The sequence below is a fragment of the Paraconexibacter antarcticus genome (genome assembly GCF_024220175.1).
In the GTDB taxonomy this organism is placed as follows: domain Bacteria; phylum Actinomycetota; class Thermoleophilia; order Solirubrobacterales; family Solirubrobacteraceae; genus Paraconexibacter; species Paraconexibacter antarcticus.
Genome location: NZ_CP098502.1, coordinates 2,222,203 through 2,242,157, shown reverse-complemented (window position 1 = coordinate 2,242,157; position 19,955 = coordinate 2,222,203). Strand labels below are relative to the sequence as shown.

Genomic DNA, 19,955 nt, shown 5'->3' with positions numbered 1-19,955 from the left:
GGTCGGTGGCGCGTCACGGCCTGCTGAAGCGTCGGGGAATGACGGGCGGCGCACGTGGCGGTTCCTTCACGGGACTGGCGAGCGTCGCTCCTGATATGCGATCGCTGGGCTGGGTACGGCAAGCAGGATGAGCCGCTAGCGCTGGGGCCGGCGACGGACGAGCCGGAGCACGCGCCGCAGGCCCGCGACCATGAACTCGCCGAGGTCGTCGCTCGTCTGTTTTCCGGGCGGCGGGCTGATCGCTGCGGTGATCTCGGCGACGACGCGCTGGCCCTCAGCTTCCAGCAGTCAGGCCATGAGCTCTTCGCGGTTGGCGAACGCGGCCTAGACGACGGGCTTGGTGACGCCCGCCTACAGCGCGACCGCCTCCATCGTCAGCGCCGGGTAGCCACCGTGGGCGAGCACGCGCCCGGCGGCCTGCAGCAGCTGCTGCCGGCGCTCGGCGGCGGGTAGCCGGGTGGCGTAGGCGCGATGGGTCGCGGCCCTCGCCACGGCCCATGCACCGGTCGGGCGGGGTCGGGCGAACGTGTCGATGACGGCACGCACGCCGTCCATGCCGGCGAATGCCGGGGGCCACCGAAGGATGTGTTCGTAGACGCCGGCCCAGCGCTCGGCGCATCGCTGGCGGACTTCGTCGGGGGTGCCGGAGAGGACGATGGTGTCGAGCGTCTCATCGGGAACGGCCTTCACGGCGGCGGCGAAGTCGCCGACGATCCAGCGGCGTGCGGCCGAAGGCGTAGGCGATCGCGCTGCCCAGCGTGATCGTGCTCGCGGCGGTGGCCATCGCCGCGAGCGAGACGGTGGCCGAGCGGTCGTAGAACTCCGTCATCCACGCGCCGGCGAAGCCGGCCTCCTCCGCCATGCGGGCGGATTCGGCGATCTCCGCCAGCCCACCCCCGCCAGTGATCAGCAGAGACGACCGCTGAAATCTGCACCGATGCCTGACCGGCCGGCCTCGTCTGCTCCGTGGCCACCAGACATGCTGTTCAGACTGGCCAAGGCCCATGGTGGTGGCCACGCGGATCGTGTTGGTGGGCCGCGACTACGGCTACAACGCCACCGGAGGCCCCGTCGGCTCCCCCACCGCCACCGCCAAATCGATGGTCGTGAACACCGTCTTCGTCCATCTCATCGGCATGCTCGGCACCCAGTTCTTCTGGGGCGCCAACCCACGCGTCCCGATCGGAGGATAAGCCGGGCCGGGTGCACGCAGTCGGCTCCCGCGTCGTTCCAGGCCCGCGGCGTTACTGGCCCAGGACCAGCGTGGCGGCGTCGAGCAGGATCGGCTTCATCGCGGACCAGCGGGCATCGACGGCCTGTTGTCCGGAGATCGGGATGGCGGTGATGAGGCCGCACATCAGTGAGACCACGGTGTCGATCAGGGCGACGAAGCGCGGCGTGGATGCCTCCACCGGGAAGAGCGCGGCCGCGGTGGCGAGGATGATGCCGCCGAGACGCTTCTCGACCTCGCTGAGCGTGACGGCCAGTTCGGGCTCGTTCCACGCGGCCACCCAGAGCTGGGCCGCACCGAGGGCGAACGGGGAGGTGAACTGCCGCCATGCCTGGTCCAAGACGGCCTCGCGTTGGTCTGGACGTCGCAACGCCGCCAGGTCGATCTCCTCGAGCGCGTCGTCCGCGAGTCGCATCGCCATCCCGGTGACCGTCGACGTCAGCAGCGCCTCCCGGGTCGGGAAGTGGTGCATGAGCGTGCTCTGCGCCACTCCCGCCCGAGCGGCCACCGCTCGCGTCGTCAGACCCGCGTAGCCGGCGTCGACCAGGCACGCGGCCGCCGCATCGACGAGCGCCCGCTGAGTGATGACACGCTGCTCGGCGCGGGTCGGCCGCCGCACAGTTGAAGCCTTTTCACCGATCATATGAACGACATGCTACCGTCCCATTCGCCGATCAGCTGATCGGCGACCCGTTTACGAAAGGCAACGCGTGAAGAGCGACGAGATCAAGGGCTCGCGACTGCGCCGGGCTGCGCAGATGACCGGCGTCGCCGCGAACGTGGCCGCGCGGGAGGCGACGGCGCGAGCGATGAGCGTCGGCGGCACCCCGGGCGGGCGCGAAGCCGCCGGCCGTCAGCAGCTGAAGTCGGCCGAAGCGCTGGTGAAGGTGTTTGCCGGGATGCGCGGGGCGGCGATGAAGGTCGGCCAGACGCTGTCGGCGGTCGATCTGGGTCTGGTGCCGGAGGAGCTGCGCCCGCAGTTTCAGGAGATCCTCGCGACGCTCCAGCACGGCGCAGATCCCGTGTCGTTCAAGGCGATCACCAAGGTCATCGAGCGCGACCTGGGCGAGAAGCTGAAGGTGAGCTTCGCGGACATCGATCCTGAGCCGATCGCGGCCGCCTCGATCGGCCAGGTGCACCGCGCCACCCTTCACGACGGAAGGGATGTCGCCGTCAAGGTGCAGTATCCGGGCATCGCTGAGGCGATCCAGGCCGACATGCAGAATCTGCGCCTGGCGCTGAAGCTGCTCAGCGCGATTGCGCCCGGCATCGACACGGGCGCGATCGCCTGCGAGATCCGTGAGCGCATCACCGAGGAGCTCGACTACGAACTGGAGGCCTCGAACCATCGCGAGATGGCCCGCGCCTACCGCGGACATCCGTTCGTCGTCGTGCCGGGGATCGTGACCTCGATGTGCCGCGAGCGGGTGCTGGTCAGCGACTTCGTCGACGGCGCCCGCTTCGCGAGCCTGCTCGACGCCCCGGCGGCCAGCCGGGACCGCATCGGCGAGATCCTCGTCCGCTTCTACCTGAACGGGCCGCTGCGCCATCGCCTGCTCAACGGCGACCCGCACCCGGGGAACACGCTCTTCCTCCCCGATGGCCGGGTCGCGTTCCTGGACTTCGGGTTCTTCAAGCACCTCGGCGACCAGGACGTCGGGCAGCTGCTGGCCTCCACCCGCGCGACCTACGCCGGTGATGCTGACGCGTTGCTGGCGGTCGTCTGCGAGCTCGGCGCGCTTCCGGCGGACCCACAGCTGGCCGCACCGTTCCTGGAGAACTACCAGGCAATCTTCGGGTGGCTGATGGCCGAAGAGCCGCTGAGGATCGACGCGTCGCAGACCGCGGACATGATGCGGCGCTACACGAGCATGCGCGGCGACGACGCGTTCGCAAAGCTGACCCTGCCTGCCGAGCATTTCGTGCTGATCCGCTCGGTGATGCTGCTGATCGGCCTGCTCGGTCAGCTGCGGGCCACAGGCACGTGGCTGGACGTCGCGCGTGAGTGGCTGTTCGAGGATGCGCCGGTCACAGAGCTCGGACGCCTGGAGGCGGAGTTCTTCAAGGGACGCTTTGCCTACCGAACGGAGATCGTGGCATGACCACCGCTACCCGCAGGACCCCGCGCATCAGCGGAACGCGCGTCGCGCAGGAGATGTTGATGGAGGGCTTGACGTCCTTCACGCGGATCGCGGAGGCTGCGTCCGGCAGCGACATCGTCCGCTGGCGCAGCGGTCATCGCCACGTGTTCGCGATCACCCACCCCGACTACATCGAGCATGTGCTGCGCCAGCACGCCGACCGCTACCACAAGTCGGTCGAGTATCAGCTAGTCAGCGCCGTCCTCGGCCGTAGCCTGTTCACCGACGACGGTGAGTCCTGGCGCCGTCACCGGATGATGCTCAACCCCATCATGGGGCGGCGCCACCTGAACGGCGTCGTCGACCTGATGATCGACCCGATCGCCGAGTATGTCGCGGCACTGGAGGACCGAGGCGACCGGTTCGAGATCGAGATGGTCGCCGACATGACTGAGCTGACGCTCGACGTCGTCGGCGCCGCCTTGTTCGGACGTGGTCTGGGCAGCGTCGCGAAGAAGATCGGCTCGGCGGTCACCACCGGCCTGCGCCTCGGGGAGATCGCCGCGCGGATCACCATCGTGGCCGCCCCGCCGGCCTGGTCGGTCAAGTTCTTCGGCGAGCTGGTGCACCATGCGCCGCTGCTGCCCTGGCCCCTGGACCAGGCGCAGCACACGATGAAGACGATCGACCGCATGATCTGGGACGTCATCCACGACCGCGAGGCCAACCCGACCGACGAGAACGACCTCCTCGGACTGCTCCTCCGGGCGCGCGACGAAGACGGCTCGCTGACCGCGTCCCGCGTCCGCGACGAAGCCACCACGTTCATGGTCGCCGGACACGAGACCACCGCCAATGGCCTGGCGTGGATGTGGTACCTGCTGAGCCTCAACGCCGGCCACCGCGACCGCATGGTGCAGGAGATCGACGACGTCCTCGACGGGCGCCGACCGACCGCCGAGGACATCCCGCTGCTGCCCTGGACCAGCGCCTGCTTCCAAGAGGCGCTGCGCTACTTCTCCCCAGTGTGGGTGATCCCCCGCACGGCGATCCAGGACGATGAGATCGACGGGCATCACATTCCGAAGGGCTCCACCATGATCGTGCCCGTCAACGCCGTCCACCACGACCCCCGCTGGTGGGATGACCCCGGCGCGTACGACCCGTCGCGGTTCATGCCCGACGCCGGCAGAGATCGCCACCGCTTCTGCTACCTGCCGTTCGGCGCCGGGCAGCGCGTGTGCATCGGCATGAGCTTCGCCCTGATGGAGGGCACGCTGATCGCCGCGATGATGGCCCAGCGCTTCCGCTTCGACGTCGTCCCCGGACACCCCGTGCAACCCGAAGCGACACTCACCCTCCGCCCCCGCAACGGCGTGCGCATGATCGCCCACCAGCGCACCGCGACCGTCCCCATGACCGCATGACCCGCGTCACGCTCACCGATGGGCTCGCCCTGATCACCGGCGCCGGCAGCGGCATCGGCGAGGCGACCGCGCTGCGGCTCGCCCGCGAGGGCACGCGGGTCCTCTGCGCCGACATCGACGACGAGGCCGCCGGCCGCGTCGCAGAAGCGTGCTCAGCCGCCGGGGCCCCGGCTGCCGCGCTCCGCTGCGACGTGGCCGACGCCCCCGCGATGATCGCGCTGGCCGACTCGGTCGAGCGCGAGCACGGCCCGCTGGACATCCTCGTCAACAACGCCGGCGTCGGCGTGCTCGGCGACTTCCTCGGCTCCACGGTGGCGGACTGGGAGTGGCTTCGCTCGATCAACCTGGACGGTGTCGCGCACGGCTGTTACGCGTTTGGGCCGGCGATGACCGAGCGCGGCCGCGGGCACGTGGTCAACGTCGCTTCCGGCGCCGCCTACGTCCCGAACCGGCAGATGGCGGCCTACTGCGCCTCCAAGGCGGCCGTCGTCTCGCTCTCGCAGTGCCTACGCGCGGACTGGGCCCGGCATGGCGTCGGGGTCAGCGTCGTCTGCCCCGGGGTGATCAGCACCCCGATCGCCACGAACTCGCGCTACCGAGGCGGGGCGGACGGGAAGCAGTCCCGCGCCGACCGCACGCTGCGGATGGGCCATTCACCGGATCTGGTGGCCAAGGCGATCGTCTCCTGCGTGCAGCGCAACCGCGACGTGGTCCCGGTCGGGCTGGAATCAACCCTGGCCTACAAGCTGCTTCGCGGCGCCCCGCAGCCCCTGCTCGGCCTCGTGGCCCGCGCGACCGCTCTCTGATCTGTCCGCCGACTCCCGAGGAGCCTCATGACCCCGTCCACAACAGCGTCCCGTTCACGCCGCCGGCCGGCAGGCGCCGCTGAGGCGCCGCACCACCGCCTCGTGATCATCGGCGCGGGCATCGCCGGCGTCGGCCTCGGTGTGCGCCTGCGACAGGCAGGGATCGACGACTTCGTGATCTGCGAGCGCAACGAATCGGTCGGAGGAACCTGGTTCGAGCACACCTACCCCGGCTGTGCGTGCGACATCCCCACCCACCTGTACTCCTACTCCTTCGCCCGGAACGCCAACTGGACCCGCCTGTTCCCCAGACAGGACGAGATCCTCGCCTACGTGCGCCACACCGCCGACAGGCACGGCGTCACCCCACACATCCGCCTGCGCTGCGAGATGCATCGCAGCACCTGGGACGAGGAGGAAGGCCGCTGGCACGTCCACACCAGCACGGGCGACATGACCTGCGAGGTGCTGGTGACGGCGATCGGCGCGACCGCCGAGCCCGACGAGCCCGACATCCCCGGCCTGCAGACGTTCGCCGGGCACCGGTTTCACTCCGCGCGCTGGGACCACGAGCACAAGTTGGCCGGCGAGCGCGTGGCCGTCATCGGAACCGGCCCAGCCGCGGCCCAGTTCGTTCCGCGCATCCAGCCGGAGGTCAGCCACCTCACGGTGTTCCAGCGGACGCCGCCGTGGGTCATACCGCACCCCGACCGGCCCGTGCCCTGGGTCGAGCGGCAACTCTACAAGCTTGCACCCCCAGCCCAGGATCTCCAGCGCAACATCATCTTCGGGCTGTACGAAGCCTGCGGCATCGGGTTCCGCGGCCACATGAGCATGATCGCGCCGATCGAGGCGCTCGGGCGTGCGCATCTGCGCCGGCAGGTCAAGGACCCCGTCCTGCGCGAGAAGCTCACCCCGCGCTACCGCTTCGGCTGCAAGCGCCCGATCCTCTCCAACACTTACTACCCCGCCCTCGCCGCCGACAACGCGCAGGTCGTCACCGACGGCATCGACCGCGTCGAGCCCGACGCGGTGATCACCACCGACGGCACCCGGCACGAGGTCGACACCATCATCACCGCGATCGGCTACAAGTACAGCCGCTCGCTGCTCGTCGACCGCATCGTCAACCACGAAGGTCGAACGATGCGACACGTCTGGGATGAGTCGCCCCGCGCCTACCTCGGCTCGACCGTCCCAGGCTTCCCGAACATGTTCATCCTCCTCGGACCCAACTCGATCGGTCTGAACTCGGTGATCTTCACCGTCGAATCCCAAATCGCCTATGTGATGGACGCCCTGCGGGTGATGAAGCGCAACGACCTCGGCCGGATCGAGGTCCGCCAGGACGCCCTCCAGCGCTTCGTCGACGACGTCGACCGCCGCAGCAACGACACCGTGTGGACCGCCGGAGGCTGCAACAGCTACTACCTCGACGACACCGGCCGCCAGTTCGCCATCTACCCCGGGTTCGTCTCCTCCTACCGGCGCCAAACCCGCCGCTTTGATCCGGAGGCGTACACAACCGCGGCCGCCGCATGACCCGGGCCGCGGCGCCGATCGACAGCCGGCTGCGGGAGGCCGACGCGGGCACGGCGGGGCGCGAACACGAACGTGCTGCCGCACGGCTTCGCCGACTCCCGGTAGCCGCAGTTTGGGCGCGCCCGCCCGCCCGGTCGGCCGTCGCCGCGGACATGCCGCACTCTGGCGCGGCAGCGGTCGCGCGCGGCCGGCCCGCTGCTCCCCGCCCTAATAGTGCTCCGTTAGGTGTCGTTGAGGTAGGGGGTGTCGGGCGGCAGCCGTCTGCGGCAGGTCGGGCATGTCCCGTGCCAGCAGGCCAAGAGCGTTTGCAGCTCCCGAACGACCTCGAACAGTGAGGTCAGGCGGCCGCCCGGCGTTGAGGTCGCCGCAGTCGTTCCAGGGTCAGGAAGCCGTGCGCGACGGAGACGAGGGTTGTGTGGTGGTGCCAGCCGGGCCAGGAGCGGCCTTCGAAGTGGTCTAGGCCGAGGGCGTCTTTGAGCTCGCGGTAGTCCTGCTCGATCCGCCAGCGCAGCTTCGCCAGCGCGACGAGGTCCGCGATCGGCGTGTCGTCGGGGAGGTCGCTGATCCAGAAGTCGGTCGGGGCGCTCTTGCCTTCGGGCCACTCCGCCAGCAGCCACCGGACCGGCAGATTGCCGTCTGCGTGGGCGCTGCGCAGCTTGATGTTGCAGAGCTTCACGCGGATCGCGGTGAAGCGCGAGGCCAGCTCGCCCTTGGTGCCCTGGCGCCAGCAGATCCGCAGATAGGCGTCCTCGCCGACCTCGGCCGCCAAAGCCGCGACGCTGCTGAACGGTCGGCGGTAGCGCGGCGCGGGCGGCCGTCCTTTGCCGGCGTAGGTCGGCGTCTGCGGCTCGGTGCTGGCCGGGAGCGCCGACGTGGTGCCCTTGACGTCCAGCACGTAGCGGATGTCGCGCTCTTCCAGGCCGATGCGCAGCTCCGTCACGTCACCGTAGGCGGCGTCGCCGAGCACCGGCGGAGCCTGCAGCCCCCACGCCTGAAGCTCGTCGATCATGTCCAACGCGAGCTGCCACTTCGGCCGATGCACGACGTCGTCGGGGACTTTGCAGCCGGCGCGGCGCGGGTCCTCGTTCCACGACTCGGGCAGGAACAGACGCCAGTCGATCGGGCACGACGCGTGCACGGTGGCGGCGGTGATCGAGACCCCGATCTGGCAGTTGCCGACCTTCCCCAAAGCGCCGGAGTACTGGCGCGCCACGCCGACTGACTTGTCGCCGAACTTCGGAAAGCCGGTGTCGTCAATCACCCAAGCCGCCGGCACGATCGCCTCGCTGAGCCGGACCGCCAAGCGCTTACGCACCGGTTCCCACCGCCACGGCGACTGGTTGACGAACTGCTGCAAGCACTGCTCATCGCCATCTTCCAGGCGGGCAGCCATCGGCTCGATGCTCTTGCGCTTGCCATCGAGCATCAACCCCCGCAGATACACGCCGCCCCACCGCCGCTGATCGCGACGCACCATTGGCTCGAACATGTCCTCCGCGAACGCCTCAAGCCGCGGCCGCACCCGCGCCAGCTGCTTGTCCGAGAGACCGGCCACCGACCCGATCTTGACCTGCCCCGCCGACGAACTCATGCACAAGAAGTTCGCCAAGACTCCATAACCTCCTGCAACAACCTAACGGAGCACTACTAGGCCGAAAACGTCAGTTCCCAAGCTGAGGGTCGCGAGTTCGAGCCTCGTCTCCCGCTTCGTCAAAGCCCCTGGAAACCCGGGGGGTTTGTCGTTGAGGTCTACCCGACGTCGGTGCGCGCCAGGCCCACGGGGCACTCAGGGACACCTTTGACGCTCGTGCCGCGCGAATCTCGGCCTCCGGGTCGATGCGGAGGCCGCCGTCGAGTTCCTCGATGAGGTGGCCGTAGGTGGCGAGAGTCAGGTTCGCGCCGTGGCCCATCTGCCCGGCCACGTGCGTGGCGACTGCCTGCACCTTCGACGGCAGAAGCGGGACCCGGCGACGAAGCCTCACCGGTCCCGACCGTTCGTTTACCCAGGCCGTGCCCGCAGCGCCCGCTCCAACTCCGAGAGGCCGTTCAGGCGATGCTGAGGTGCATCTCGGAGGTCGCGACCTCCGAGACGGGTCCAACCTCAGCCACGGTGACCGAGCGGTGCGCCTGGCCGGGCTCGTTCAGGACGAGCTCGAGGCCCTCGCGGACACTCTCGACCAGCTCCTCGATCGTGTCGCCGGTCGCGAAGACGCCGGGGTACTCCTCGACAGTCGCCCAGAGGCTTCCGTCTTCCTCGCGCATCTTGATCGTGACGTCAGTCGCCATGTGCTCTCAATCGTAGTAATCGGGTCAAGACGGGTCTACTGCAGCCCGGCCTGCCGACGGAGTGCGCTCTCGAAGCCCTTCGTGTAGGCCTGACGCTTGTTCGCCGGGAGAGTGATCGGCCGATGACCGGGCTTGGTCATCTTCACCTGGTGCTTGCCGCCGGTCTCGTGGGTCCAGCCCTCGGCCTCGAGGATCTTGATCCACTGCTTCTGCGTCTGCGGCATCCGGCGGGCATCCTGGCAGGCCGAGCAGACCGAGCCGAAGTGACGCCTCTCCCCCGAAGGTCACCACGATCGCGTCACGAGCTCGCCGCCTGCCCACCCAACTGCACGACCACCGCCAGCGCCACCCCCACGCGGAGCACCCTGACGTTCCGGCGCGAGACGCCGCTGCCGGCGAGCCCGCCGAGCGTGACGAGGTCCGACAGGTCGACCGCGGCCCCCGTCAGCAGGGCGGCGCGCTGCCCACGGCTCGTGCCGCGCGCCGCCGCGAGGACCGCGCCGCCCATCGCGATCTCGCGCGCGCCGAGGGCCCGGGCGAGAACGACCGTCGCCGGCACCGGATCGGCGGCGTCGACGACGCGCAGCAGCCGCCGGGGAGCGGCCAGCGCCGCGACGCCCGCGGCCGCGCGGATCGCCCCTGCGACGGCCACGACGGCCGCGGTGCGGCGCGGGGTCGTCACACGAGCACCGGAGCGCGGGCGGCGAAGGTGGCCACCCCGCCGCGGCCCGGGGCGACGGCGAAGTGCCGCCGGACCATCGACTCGCCGGCGTCCCCGGTCGCCTGCAGCGTCCGCTCGCGCAGGATCGTCCGCATGACGACGCGCATCTCGAGCATCGCGAACGCGCCGCCGAGGCAGCGGTGGGCGCCGCCGCCGAACGGGAGCCACGTGTAGGTCCCCGGACGCACCCCGAGGAACCGTTCGGGGCGGAAGCTCAGCGGGTCCGGGTAGATGTCCGCACGCCGGTGCAGCAGCGTGATGAACGGGACGACGGCCACGCCGGCGGGGACCTCGAGGTCGCCGAGCATGAACGGGCTCTCGACCCAGCGGCCGGTGAACGGTGCGACCGGCCGGAGCCGCATGCTCTCGGCGATGACGGCGTCGAGGTAGTCGTCGTCGCCGGCGTCCACGCCGGCCTGCAGGGTGTCGAGGACATCCGGGTGACGCGTGAGGCGCTCGATCATCCAGCCGATGCTGAGTGTCGTCGTCTCGTGGCCGCCGAGCAGGAGCCCGCGCATGTTCTGCGCGATGCGGGCGTCGTCCATGACCTCGCCGTCGGCGCCCGTGCGCATGTACATCGCGAGGAAGTCGTCGCGGTCCTCCGCACCCTCGCGCCGGCGATGGGCGATCTCCTCGAGCACGACGTCGTCGACCCGCTTGACGGCGTTGCGGATGTTGCCGTAGGCCCCGGGCCAGTTTCCCTTCCGGGCGAGCGCGAAGACCATGACGGCGGTGAAGTGCCAGGAGCCCACAAGGCCGTCGAGGCCGGCGATCGCCTCCCGCAGCCGCGCGGCCCGGTCGCCCTCGGTGACGCCGAAGATGACCTCGATGATGACGTCGAGGGTGAGCTCCTGGAGCAACGGCACGACCTCGACCGGACGGTCGACCGGCCACGAGCCCAGGTGCTCCTCGGTCACGCGGACCATCGTCGGCTCGAAGGCCTTCAGGCGGTCGCCGTGGAACGGCGGCGCGAGCGTCCGGCGCTCGCGCTGGTGCTCCTTGCCGTCCAGGAAGATGAGCGAGTCGCCGCCGACGAGTGGCTCGTGCGGCGCGAAGCGGCGCAGGACCTCGGCCATGCGCAGGGACTCCTGGCCCTTGGTGAAGATCGTCTTCACGTCCTCGGGCGACGTCGTGCACACCCAGGTCGGCAGCCCCGGGATCTTGATGACGAAGCGCTCGCCGACACCGTCGAGGTCGTCGAAGAACCGCTCCGGGGAGAGCCAGTACTCGAGGCCGAGGATCGCGCCCGGTCGGCCGGGGCGCGGCAGCTCGTCGATGGTCGTCACGCGCCGGCCACCGGCTGGGGGTCGCCGGCGAGGAGCTGCTCGCGGACGACGCGACGCAGGACCTTGCCGATCGGCGTCTTGGGCAGCTCGTCGACGAAGGCGACCGCGGTGACGCGCTTGACCGCGCCGAGGCGCTCTCGCGTCCAGTCGACGAGCTCCGTCTCCGTGGCGCTGTGCCCGTCGCGCAGGACGACCGCGGCGTGCGGTGTCTCCCCCCATTTCTCGTGCGCGACACCGACCACCGCCGCCTCGGCCACCGCCGGGTGCGAGGCGAGCGCGTTCTCGAGCTCGGCGGGCCAGATGTTGAACCCGCCCGAGATGATGAGGTCCTCCTTGCGATCGGCGAGGAACAGGTAGCCGTCCGCGTCCAGGTAGCCCATGTCGCGGGTGAGCAGGCGCCCGTCGGGGAGCAGCCGCTGCGCGGTGGCGTCCGCGTCGCGCCAGATGCCCTCCATGACCGTCGGCGACCGCGCGGCGATCTCCCCGACCTCGCCGACCGGCAGGGTGGCGCCGGCCTCGTCGACGATCGTGATCTCGCTCGAGGGCGTGGGCCGTCCGGCCGAGCGCAGGAGGCGATGGCGCGGATCGGCCGGATCGGCGACGTGATCCTCGGGCCGCAGCACGGTCAGCGGGACCCCCTCGCTCTGGCCGTACATCTGGTACATCACCGGGCCCCAGACGGCGTCGGCCTCGGCGAGCGTCTGCTCGCTGATCGGGGCCGCGCCGTAGATGAGGACGCGCAGGCTCGACACGTCGCGGTCGTGCACGCCCGGCGTCCGCACGATCATCTGGATCATGGTCGGGACGAGGAACGTGACGGTGCAGCGGTGCTCCTCGAGCAGGTCGAGGAACCGCTCGGGGTGGAACGCGGGCATGACCACCACGGCGCCGCCCGCGGCGAGGACGGGCCACATCGGGAGCATCGCCGCGTGCGACAGCGGGCCCGCGGCGAGGTAGCGGTCGTCGGGCGTCAGCCGGGGCATGACGAGCGCCATCTCGTTGCCGACGGCGGTCCAGCGGGCGCTCGTGTGGAGGACGCCCTTGGGCTTGCCCGTGGTCCCGGCGGAGAACCGGACGACGTGCGCGGCGTCGCGGTCGGGGGCAGTGCCCGGGTCGACGGGCGCCGCCGCGGCGAGCGCGGTCTCGTAGTCGGTCGTCCCCTCGGGCGCCTCGCCGTCGAAGACGATGACGTGGCGCAGCGACGGGCAGTCGGCCAGGAGCGGCGCGATGCCGTCGTAGTGGCGGCGCTGGACGACGAGGCACACGGCCTCGACGAGGTTCAGGAGGTAGAGGTTCGACTCCGGGCTGTTGTGCGTGTAGGCGGCGCTGCGGACGAAGCCGCCGAGCGCGATGCCGACCATGTGCTCGATCGTCTCCGCGCCGTTGTCGCTGAGCGTCATCACGCGCTCGCCCGGCGTGACGCCGAGGGCGCCGAGGGCGCCCGCAAAGCGGCAGGCGCGTTCGTGGAGCCGGCCGTAGGTCTGGACGCCGTCGCCGCAGATGACGGCCGGGCGATCGGCGAACTGCTGGGCGCCCTTGCGGACGAGCATCGTCAGCTCCATGTCGTCTCCTTCTCCTCGGGCCGGGCGGGCATCACGCGGACACCGAGTATCCGCCGTTGACGGGGTAGGTCTGGCCGGTGATCCACGACGCGGCCGGGGAGGCGAGGAAGGTGATGAGCGCCGCCGGGTCGGCGGGCTCGCCGAGCCGGCCGAGCGGGTAGGCGCGCAGGACCTTCTTGAGGATCGCCTCGTTCTGGAGCATCGGCTCGATCGTCGGGGTGCGCACGGCACCGAGGGCGACGCAGTTGGCGGTGACGCCGTGGGGCGCGACGGACTTCGCGAGCCCGCGCATGAAGCCGGCCGCGCCGGCCTTCGCACCGGAGTAGACGACGAGGTCGGCCTCACCGACGCGCCCGGCGTCGGAAATGACGGTGATGACGCGGCCGTGGCCGCGCTCGACCATGCCGCCGACGACCGACCGGGTGGCGAGCAGGACGCCGGTGAAGTTCACGTCGATCCACGGCGCCCAGTCGGCCGGGTCGGACTCCCAGAACTTCGGGACCGGCGCGAGCGCCGACTGATCGGCGCCGGCGTTGCCGGCGTTGTTGACGAGGATGTCGACGGGGCCGAGCTCGCGGGTGACGAGGTCTGCCATCGCCTGCACGCTCTCGGGGTCCGACACGTCCGCCTGCACCCCGAGGGCGCGACCGGACGCGGCCTCGATGTCCGCGGCCACGCCGTCGGCTCGCTCGGCGCGGTAGTCGTTGACGGCGACCGTCGCGCCCTGGGCGGCGAGCATCCGGGCGACGGCCTCGCCGACCCCCTGGCCGGCGCCGGTGACGAGGGCGACCTGCCCGGTGAGGTCGAGCAGCCCGGAGAGGCTGTCGTCGGTGTGGGTCTGGGTGTGCATGGCTTCGGTCCTCAGCTCGTCGGGGCGGCGGTACGGGTCTTCGGCTCGCGGCCGAAGACGTCGCGGGCGATGATCAGCTTCTGGATCTGCGGGGTGCCGTCGCCGATGAGCAGCGCGGAGACGTCGCGCCTCATGGCCTGCAGCGGCATCTCGTCCGACCAGCCGACGTGGCCGTGGATGACGATGCACTCCTCGATGGCCTGCAGGGCGATGTGCGGTCCCCACCACTTCACCATCGCGGCCTCCTTCGTGTGGGGCCGGCCGGCGATGCGGAGGCTGAGCGCGCGGTAGCAGAGCCAGCGCGCGGCCTCGAGCTTCGTCAGGTGCTCGGCGATCGGGAAGGTGATGCCCTGGTACTCCGACAGCGGCCGCCCGAACGTCGTGCGCTCCTGGGCGTAGGCGACGGTGAGCTCGATCGCGCGCTCGGCGACGGCGATCGCCATCAGGCCGAGCAGGCTGCGCGTGTAGTCGAACTCCTTCATGACGAGCCCGAAGCCGCGTCCCTCGACGCCGAGCAGCCGCTCCTCGGGGACGAAGGTGTCCTCGAAGGTGACGGCGCCGCGGCCGACCGGCCGCAGGCCCGGGTCGCGGAAGCGCTGGCGGGACACCGTCGGGTCCTCGAGGTCGACGAGGAAGCCCGTCGGCCCGCGATCGGTGCGGGCGAAGACGATCGCCATGTGCGCGGACGGCAGGCCGGTGACGGACGTCTTCTCGCCGTTCAGGCGCCAGCCGCCGTCGACGCGCGTGGCGGTCGTGCTCATCGCCGCCGCGTCCGAGCCGCTGCCGGGTTCGGTGAGCCCGAGGCAGAGCTTCAGCTCGCCCTTGACGATCCGCGGCAGCAGCTCGTCGGCCAGCGGGCTGTGCGCCGCCAGGATGCAGCCCTCGACGGTCGAGGAGAAGACCATGTAGGCGGCGTTGAAGTCCGCGCGGGCGACCTCCTCGCAGGCGATGCCCGCGGCGAGGTGGTCGGCGCCCTGGCCGCCGTACTCCGGGCTGACCTCCACGCCGATGAGGCCCTGCGCGGCGAGCATGCTGCGGACCTCGCGCGGCGTCTCGTCCGACAACGCCCGGTCGAGGTAGCCGGGGGCCAGCTTGGCCTGCGCGAACGAGCGGACGCTCGCGCGGAAGTCCTCGAGCTCGTCGCTGAGGATGCACGGGACCTGCGGCTGGACGACGGTGCTCATGCGGCTCCTCGGGTCTGGTTGAAGTCGGGGCGGCGCCCCTCGGCGAAGGCCGCGAGGCCCTCGGCGACGTCGGCGCTGCGCAGGTGCTCGCGGGCGGCGTCGAGCTCGGCCGCGAGCGCGTCCTCCGTGGTCAGGTTCCACGACTCGTCCACGACGCGCTTCATCCGCGCGATGCCCTCGCCGCTCGTCTGCGCCAGGCGGCCGCAGAGCTGGCGGACCGTCGCCTCCAGGGCGTCGGGCGCGACGACCTGGTTGACGAGCCCGGCCTCGCGCATCGCCTCGGCGGTCGCGGGCAGACCGGTGAACATGAGGTACTTCGCGCGGGCATCGCCGATGCGGCGGGGCAGCCGGACCGTCGCGCCGGCGCCGGGGAAGAGGCCGTAGTTCGCGTGGCCGTCGGCGAGGCGCGCCTCGGTGGTGGCGATGACGATGTCGCACGCGAGGAGGAGCTCGAGGCCTCCGGCCATCGCGATGCCGTCGACCGCGGCGATCACGGGGAGCGGATGCTGCTCGATGCGGCGCATGAGCTGCCCGGCGTCCTCCAGGAGCGCCTCGATGCCCGAGAGGTCGTCGAGGCCGCCGAGCACGTGGGCGAGGTCGGCCCCCGCGCAGAACACGCCGCCCGAGCCCGTGATGACGACCGAGCGGGCGCCGTCCTCGAGCGAGCGATCCAGTCCGTCGGCGATGCCCGCCAGCACGTCGGGGCCGATCGCGTTCTTCTTCTCCGGACGGGTGAGCCGGATCCACGCGGCGCGGTCGCGGAGCTCGTACTGCGTGGAGGTCGTCGGGACCACGGGGGTGGTGGCGCTGGGTTCGGGCACGTGTCGGTTCCTTGGAGGGGGCGGCGTCCCGGACACCGTCCCAAGCGCCGCACGGCAGCGGAACCTGACGAAAGGGGGGGATGCGCTGGCCCATCGGACGAACGGCTCCGGCGCCCGGTCCGGCGCGGTCCGGGCGGCCGGCCGGCCGCCGCCTGCGGGGTCCGGCGTAAGGTTGCCGCCATGGCGCACGGGGTCACCGAGGAGGTCATGCCGGTCGGGTCCGCCCTCGTCCGGCCCGCGGGCCCGCTCGCCGAGCGGGCGGCCGAGGTCCTGCGCGCGGCCGCGGCCATCTCGGCCGCCGCAGACGCCGCGCCCGCGCCGGACGCCACCGACCTGGCGGAGCAGCTCGCCGCCGCGTGGGCGGGCCTACGCGAGGCGCTGCCCGGCCTGGGGCCCGCCGCCGCCGCCCGCGCGACCGCCGTGGCCCTGGACCTCGCCGAGGTGCGCCAGCTCCTCGCCGACGAGACGCTCGCCCGTCGCGGCGTCGGCGTGCTGCAGGTCCAGCGGGCCCTCGCCCAGCTGCGCACCGTCGGCTCCGTGGACCAGATGATCGCCAAGGCGCCGGAGGTGCTGTGCACCCGGTGCGGGTTCCGCGTCGCGATCCTCTGGCGGGTCGAGGACGGGGTCGTGACGCCGGCGGCCGCGCACTCGGTCACCGACCCGGGCTGGAACGCCAAGGTGCAGGCGTTCATCGCCGACCGCCCGCCGCTGCAGCTCGACGCACTCACCCTGGAGACGCAGATGCTGCGCCGCCGCGTCCCCATGATCGTCGAGGACGCCATGAACAACCCCCGCGCGATGCGCGACCTCACCCGCGTCTCCCGCATCCGCTCCTACGTCGCCGCGCCGGTGATGCCCGAGGGACAGGTCATCGGCTTCATCCACGCGACGCGCATGAGCACCGACGACGCCTACGACCGCGACCTGCTGTCGGCCTTCGCCGAGGGCTACGGGTACGCGCTCGAGCGGTCGATCCTCCAGCAGCGGCTGCACCAGCAGGGCGAGAAGGTCCGCGACCTCGTCCGGTCGACCGAGGCCCTGCTGACCGACGCACGCGAGGCCGGGCTGCAGATCGCGAGCTCCGCCGACCCGGCCGGCGAGGTCCGCCGGTCCACGTCGCAGGCCGCCCCGCAGGCGCGGATCCACAGCCTCCTCACCCGGCGCGAGCTCGAGATCATCGAGCTCATGGCCACCGGGGAGACCAACCGCCAGATCGCCGAGCGGATGGTCGTGACCGAGGGCACCGTGAAGGGCCACGTGAGCCAGATCCTGAAGAAGCTCCACGCCTCCAATCGCGCCGAGGCCGTCTCGCGCTACATGCGCATCATCGCCGGCGGCTGAGCGGGCTCGGCCCCCGGCTTCGCGGGGACCGCGGCCATCGCACGCTCGGCCATCGCGGTGATCGTGAGGCTCGGGTTGACGCCCGGGTTGGCGGGGATCGCGGCCCCGTCGCAGACGAGCAGGTTCTCGTAGCCGAACACCCGGTGGTCGAGGTCGATGACGCCACGGGAGGCGTCCGCGGCCGGGACCACGCCGCCGAGCAGGTGCGCGGTGACGGGGATGCCGAGCAGCGCCTCGGTGACCCAGCTCTGCGCGATGCCGCCGCTGGCGTCGGCCAGCCGCTGGGTGACCTCGTTGGCCATCGGGAGGAACCGCGGATTGGGGTGCTCGGGGTCCTGCCGGGTCGTGATCTTCAGCCGGGCGCCGGGGAGCCGCCGCTTCGGGACGAAGCGCATCGAGTTGTCGAGCGTCTGCATGATCCCGGTGATGACCGAGCGCTCCGACCAGCCGCGCGGGTCGGTCGCCTGGACGAAGCGCCGCGGGTGGCGCAGGATCTGGCCGACGAGCTTCAGTGGCCGCGTCAGGCGCGTGCCGTCCGGCGTCATGAGCGTGAACAGCAGGCCCATGAGGTCCCCGCCGGTGCCGTAGGTGCAGGCCTCGCTGTGGCTCACCTCGTCGGGATGGATGCTGCCGGTGATCGTGACGTTCGTCCCCCAGCCGCGGTCCTCCGGGACGGTGACGGCGGTGAGCGACTCGCTGTTGGTGCGGACGAGGTGGCCGAGGCGGTCGGAGAGGCGCGGCAGCATCCCGCCGTGCTTGCACCGCGCGAGCAGGAGGTTCGTCCCGAGCGCGCCGGCGGCGACGACGACGCCGCGGGCCGTGTGGGTCTGCCGGTCCTTCCGGAGCCACGCCCCGGTGCGCTCGCTCGTGACGCGGTAGCCGGTCGCGCCGTCGGTCCCGTTCAGCGGCTCGATGCCGACGACGGTCCGCTCGGCGAGCACGTCGGCGCCGCGCTTCTCGGCGAACCACAGGTAGTTCTTCGGGAGCGTGTTCTTCGCGTTCTCGCGGCAGCCGATGAGGCACTGGCCGCACTCGATGCAGCCGGCGCGGGCCGGGCCCTCGCCGCCGAAGTACGGATCGTCGACGGTCACGCCGGGCGTGCCGTAGTAGACCCCGACCCGGGTCGGGTGGAAGCTGTCCGGCGCGCCCATGTCCGCCGCCACGCCCTGAAGCAGGCCGTCCATCTCGGTGCGGCGGGGGTGGGTCACGACGCCGAGCATCCGCTCGGCCGTGTCGTAGTACTCGTCGAGGGACGGCGCCGACCCGCTGACCTCGCGCCAGCGCTCGAAGAACCCCTCCCCCGCGCGGTACAGCGTCTGCGCGTAGACGAGACTGCCGCCGCCGACGCCGCTCCCGCTGAGGATCATCACGTCCTTGAACGCCGTGAGCCGGAGGATGCCCTTCATCCCGAGGCGCGGCATCCAGACCGAGCGCCGGAGCTGCGTCAGGCGCTCGGCGAACTCGTCGTCGGCGAACCGCCGCCCGCACTCGACGATGCCGACGCGGTAGCCCTTCTCGGTCAGGCGCAGCGCCGAGACGCTGCCGCCGAAGCCGGAGCCGATGACGAGCCAGTCGTAGTCGAGGGCGTCCGTCATCGCGCGAGGATCGTCACGGTGGCCACGGCCGCGTCGTTCTCCAGGTAGCCGCCGCCGTTCTCGGCGAGGGCGATCTTCGCACCCTCGACCTGGCGGCCGCCGCAGCGCCCACGGAGCTGGTCGACGAGCTCGACGATCTGCGCGCAGCCGGTCGCGCCCACCGGGTGCCCCTTGGACAGCAGGCCACCGCTCGGGTTGATCGGCACGCGGCCGCCGATCGTCGTGGCGCCGGAGCGCAGCAGCTCGGGCCCGCCGCCCGGCTCGCACAGCCCGAGCTCCTCGGACACGATGAGCTCGGCCGGTGCGGCGGCGTCGTGCAGCTCGATGACGTCGATGTCGGCCGCCGCGACGCCGGCCACCTCGTACGCGTCGCGCGCGGCGCGTTCGACCGCGGTCCGGTCGCCGTTGGTCCGGTCGCGGCCGGACACGAGGGTCGCCGCGAGCACGCGGACGGGGTCGGCGTTCAGGCGCTTGAGCCCGCGCTCGTTGGCGAGCACGAGCGCGGCGGCGCCGTCGCTCAGCGGTGAGCACATCATGAGCGTGAGCGGGTCGACGATCGTGCGGCTGCCGAGCACGCCGTCGACGGTGAGCGGGTCGCCGTACTGCGCCTTCGGGTTCAGCGCGCCGTGGCGATGCGCCTTGACGGCGACCTGCGCGAAGTCCTCGGCGACCGCCCCGGAGCGCGCCATGTACTGGTGGGCCATCTGGGCGTAGACGTCCATGAAGACCGAGCGGGTCGGGGCGCCTTCCACGGCCGGCGGCGCCGCGCTCGGCGGCTCCTCCTGGTCGTACCCCGCGGAGAAGGCGGCGAAGCTCCGGGCCTTGTCCGCGTGGGAGAGCTTCTCGGCCCCGACGACCATGACGACGTCCGCGGTGCCCGCCATCAGCTGGGTGCACGCGAGGCCGAACGCCGTCGAGCCCGAGGCGCACGCGTTCTCGACGTTGACGATCGGGATGCCCAGCAGCCCGGTGTGCCGGAGGGCGACCTGGCCGGGGACGCACGCCTGCCCGGTGATGAGGCCGGCCACGGCGTTGGCGAAGAACACGTGGTCGACGACCTCGGGGCCCGCCCCGGCGTCGGCGAGGGCGTCCCGGACGGCCTCCTCGGCCAGCGAGCGCAGGCCGCGCTCGAGCTGCTTGCCGAAGGTCGTCATGCCGGCGCCGGCGACGTAGATGTCGTGCTGCAAGGTGCTCTCCTGATCTGAGGTGGGCTGCAAGCGTC

Annotated in this window: 20 protein-coding genes; 6 read left to right on the top strand and 14 right to left on the bottom strand. The window is 71.5% G+C overall.

The features are described from left to right. Positions 1–351: 351 nt before the first annotated feature. Together NBH00_RS10980 and NBH00_RS25240 are read right to left on the bottom strand one after the other, a co-directional pair. Complete coding sequence (locus NBH00_RS10980) at positions 352–690, bottom strand: hypothetical protein (protein ID WP_254573375.1); 339 nt, start codon at positions 688–690, stop codon at positions 352–354. Then, positions 671–1,006 (bottom strand): LLM class flavin-dependent oxidoreductase, encoded by a 336-nt coding sequence (locus NBH00_RS25240; protein WP_302182745.1) that lies wholly within the window; start codon positions 1,004–1,006, stop codon positions 671–673. Before NBH00_RS25240 ends, NBH00_RS10980 begins: the two co-directional genes overlap by 20 nt. Here NBH00_RS25240 and NBH00_RS10970 point away from each other — a divergent pair. Then, positions 1,005–1,193: an ABC transporter permease gene (locus NBH00_RS10970; protein WP_254573373.1), complete on the top strand. Its 189-nt coding sequence runs from the start codon at positions 1,005–1,007 to the stop codon at positions 1,191–1,193. The two genes, NBH00_RS25240 and NBH00_RS10970, sit on opposite strands and share 2 nt — an antisense overlap. Before the next feature lie 51 nt (positions 1,194–1,244). On the opposite strand, the gene NBH00_RS10965 is transcribed toward NBH00_RS10970, so the two are convergent. After that, complete coding sequence (locus NBH00_RS10965) at positions 1,245–1,874, bottom strand: TetR/AcrR family transcriptional regulator (RefSeq protein WP_254573372.1); 630 nt, start codon at positions 1,872–1,874, stop codon at positions 1,245–1,247. Between the two features lie 67 nt (positions 1,875–1,941). Between NBH00_RS10965 and NBH00_RS10960 the strand changes: the two genes are divergently transcribed. The 4 genes from NBH00_RS10960 (at position 1,942) to NBH00_RS10945 (ending at position 7,087) form a co-directional block, all read left to right on the top strand. Further along, positions 1,942–3,333, top strand: a complete 1,392-nt coding sequence (locus tag NBH00_RS10960; protein WP_254573371.1) for an ABC1 kinase family protein — start codon at positions 1,942–1,944, stop codon at positions 3,331–3,333. Next, on the top strand, positions 3,330–4,739 hold the full coding sequence (locus tag NBH00_RS10955; protein WP_254573370.1) for a cytochrome P450: 1,410 nt from the start codon (positions 3,330–3,332) through the stop codon (positions 4,737–4,739). The genes NBH00_RS10960 and NBH00_RS10955 overlap by 4 nt, the downstream gene beginning before the upstream one ends. After that, on the top strand, positions 4,736–5,545 hold the full coding sequence (locus tag NBH00_RS10950; protein WP_254573369.1) for an SDR family NAD(P)-dependent oxidoreductase: 810 nt from the start codon (positions 4,736–4,738) through the stop codon (positions 5,543–5,545). The genes NBH00_RS10955 and NBH00_RS10950 overlap by 4 nt, the downstream gene beginning before the upstream one ends. 102 nt (positions 5,546–5,647) lie before the next feature. Continuing rightward, positions 5,648–7,087, top strand: coding sequence for a flavin-containing monooxygenase (locus NBH00_RS10945; RefSeq protein WP_254573368.1), 1,440 nt, complete (start codon positions 5,648–5,650; stop codon positions 7,085–7,087). Between the two features lie 337 nt (positions 7,088–7,424). Here the strand turns inward: NBH00_RS10945 and NBH00_RS10940 are convergent, their stop codons facing one another. The 9 genes from NBH00_RS10940 to NBH00_RS10900 all read right to left on the bottom strand — a co-directional run bounded on the left by NBH00_RS10940 (position 7,425) and on the right by NBH00_RS10900 (position 15,797). Continuing rightward, positions 7,425–8,678, bottom strand: a complete 1,254-nt coding sequence (locus NBH00_RS10940) for an IS701 family transposase (RefSeq protein ID WP_254569724.1) — start codon at positions 8,676–8,678, stop codon at positions 7,425–7,427. Between the two features lie 455 nt (positions 8,679–9,133). Next, a complete protein-coding gene (locus NBH00_RS10935; RefSeq protein ID WP_254573367.1) occupies positions 9,134–9,373 on the bottom strand; it encodes a type II toxin-antitoxin system HicB family antitoxin in 240 nt (79 codons plus the stop codon). A 35-nt stretch (positions 9,374–9,408) separates the two neighbouring features. Further along, complete coding sequence (locus NBH00_RS10930; protein WP_254573366.1) at positions 9,409–9,597, bottom strand: type II toxin-antitoxin system HicA family toxin; 189 nt, start codon at positions 9,595–9,597, stop codon at positions 9,409–9,411. 74 nt (positions 9,598–9,671) lie between these two features. Next, the gene (locus tag NBH00_RS10925; RefSeq protein ID WP_254573365.1) at positions 9,672–10,055 is read right to left on the bottom strand and encodes a hypothetical protein; all 384 of its coding nucleotides are present in this window, start codon (positions 10,053–10,055) and stop codon (positions 9,672–9,674) included. Beyond that, entirely contained in the window at positions 10,052–11,380 is a 1,329-nt protein-coding gene (locus tag NBH00_RS10920) for a cytochrome P450 (RefSeq protein ID WP_254573364.1), read from the bottom strand. The genes NBH00_RS10925 and NBH00_RS10920 overlap by 4 nt, the downstream gene beginning before the upstream one ends. Continuing rightward, the gene (locus tag NBH00_RS10915) at positions 11,377–12,942 is read right to left on the bottom strand and encodes a class I adenylate-forming enzyme family protein (RefSeq protein WP_254573363.1); all 1,566 of its coding nucleotides are present in this window, start codon (positions 12,940–12,942) and stop codon (positions 11,377–11,379) included. The genes NBH00_RS10920 and NBH00_RS10915 overlap by 4 nt, the downstream gene beginning before the upstream one ends. Positions 12,943–12,973: 31 nt before the next feature. Further along, positions 12,974–13,792 carry an SDR family NAD(P)-dependent oxidoreductase gene (locus tag NBH00_RS10910; protein ID WP_254573362.1) on the bottom strand — a complete coding sequence of 273 codons (819 nt, stop codon included), beginning with the start codon at positions 13,790–13,792 and terminating at the stop codon, positions 12,974–12,976. 11 nt (positions 13,793–13,803) lie between these two features. Then, positions 13,804–14,976, bottom strand: coding sequence for an acyl-CoA dehydrogenase family protein (locus NBH00_RS10905; RefSeq protein ID WP_254573361.1), 1,173 nt, complete (start codon positions 14,974–14,976; stop codon positions 13,804–13,806). Beyond that, positions 14,973–15,797 carry an enoyl-CoA hydratase/isomerase family protein gene (locus tag NBH00_RS10900; protein WP_254573360.1) on the bottom strand — a complete coding sequence of 275 codons (825 nt, stop codon included), beginning with the start codon at positions 15,795–15,797 and terminating at the stop codon, positions 14,973–14,975. Before NBH00_RS10900 ends, NBH00_RS10905 begins: the two co-directional genes overlap by 4 nt. Before the next feature lie 180 nt (positions 15,798–15,977). Between NBH00_RS10900 and NBH00_RS10895 the strand changes: the two genes are divergently transcribed. Continuing rightward, positions 15,978–17,138 (top strand): LuxR C-terminal-related transcriptional regulator, encoded by a 1,161-nt coding sequence (locus NBH00_RS10895; RefSeq protein ID WP_254573359.1) that lies wholly within the window; start codon positions 15,978–15,980, stop codon positions 17,136–17,138. Here NBH00_RS10895 and NBH00_RS10890 read toward each other — a convergent pair. Both NBH00_RS10890 and NBH00_RS10885 read right to left on the bottom strand, forming a co-directional pair. Continuing rightward, the gene (locus tag NBH00_RS10890) at positions 17,111–18,733 is read right to left on the bottom strand and encodes a GMC family oxidoreductase (RefSeq protein ID WP_254573358.1); all 1,623 of its coding nucleotides are present in this window, start codon (positions 18,731–18,733) and stop codon (positions 17,111–17,113) included. The genes NBH00_RS10895 and NBH00_RS10890 overlap by 28 nt on opposite strands. After that, entirely contained in the window at positions 18,730–19,920 is a 1,191-nt protein-coding gene (locus NBH00_RS10885; RefSeq protein ID WP_254573357.1) for a thiolase family protein, read from the bottom strand. Before NBH00_RS10885 ends, NBH00_RS10890 begins: the two co-directional genes overlap by 4 nt. Positions 19,921–19,955: the final 35 nt, after the last annotated feature.

Bases quoted from the DNA above. Each gene is read 5' to 3' on its own strand.
- NBH00_RS10890 (WP_254573358.1), bottom strand. From the start codon at position 18,733: ATGACGGACGCCCTCGACTACGACTGGCTCGTCATCGGCTCCGGCTTC.
- NBH00_RS10905 (WP_254573361.1), bottom strand. From the start codon at position 14,976: ATGAGCACCGTCGTCCAGCCGCAGGTCCCGTGCATCCTCAGCGACGAG.
- NBH00_RS25240 (WP_302182745.1), bottom strand. From the start codon at position 1,006: ATGGGCCTTGGCCAGTCTGAACAGCATGTCTGGTGGCCACGGAGCAGA.
- NBH00_RS10915 (WP_254573363.1), bottom strand. From the start codon at position 12,942: ATGGAGCTGACGATGCTCGTCCGCAAGGGCGCCCAGCAGTTCGCCGAT.
- NBH00_RS10970 (WP_254573373.1), top strand. From the start codon at position 1,005: ATGGTGGTGGCCACGCGGATCGTGTTGGTGGGCCGCGACTACGGCTAC.
- NBH00_RS10935 (WP_254573367.1), bottom strand. From the start codon at position 9,373: ATGGCGACTGACGTCACGATCAAGATGCGCGAGGAAGACGGAAGCCTC.
- NBH00_RS10930 (WP_254573366.1), bottom strand. From the start codon at position 9,597: ATGCCGCAGACGCAGAAGCAGTGGATCAAGATCCTCGAGGCCGAGGGC.
- NBH00_RS10950 (WP_254573369.1), top strand. From the start codon at position 4,736: ATGACCCGCGTCACGCTCACCGATGGGCTCGCCCTGATCACCGGCGCC.
- NBH00_RS10940 (WP_254569724.1), bottom strand. From the start codon at position 8,678: ATGAGTTCGTCGGCGGGGCAGGTCAAGATCGGGTCGGTGGCCGGTCTC.
- NBH00_RS10955 (WP_254573370.1), top strand. From the start codon at position 3,330: ATGACCACCGCTACCCGCAGGACCCCGCGCATCAGCGGAACGCGCGTC.
- NBH00_RS10965 (WP_254573372.1), bottom strand. From the start codon at position 1,874: ATGATCGGTGAAAAGGCTTCAACTGTGCGGCGGCCGACCCGCGCCGAG.
- NBH00_RS10895 (WP_254573359.1), top strand. From the start codon at position 15,978: ATGGCGCACGGGGTCACCGAGGAGGTCATGCCGGTCGGGTCCGCCCTC.
- NBH00_RS10910 (WP_254573362.1), bottom strand. From the start codon at position 13,792: ATGCACACCCAGACCCACACCGACGACAGCCTCTCCGGGCTGCTCGAC.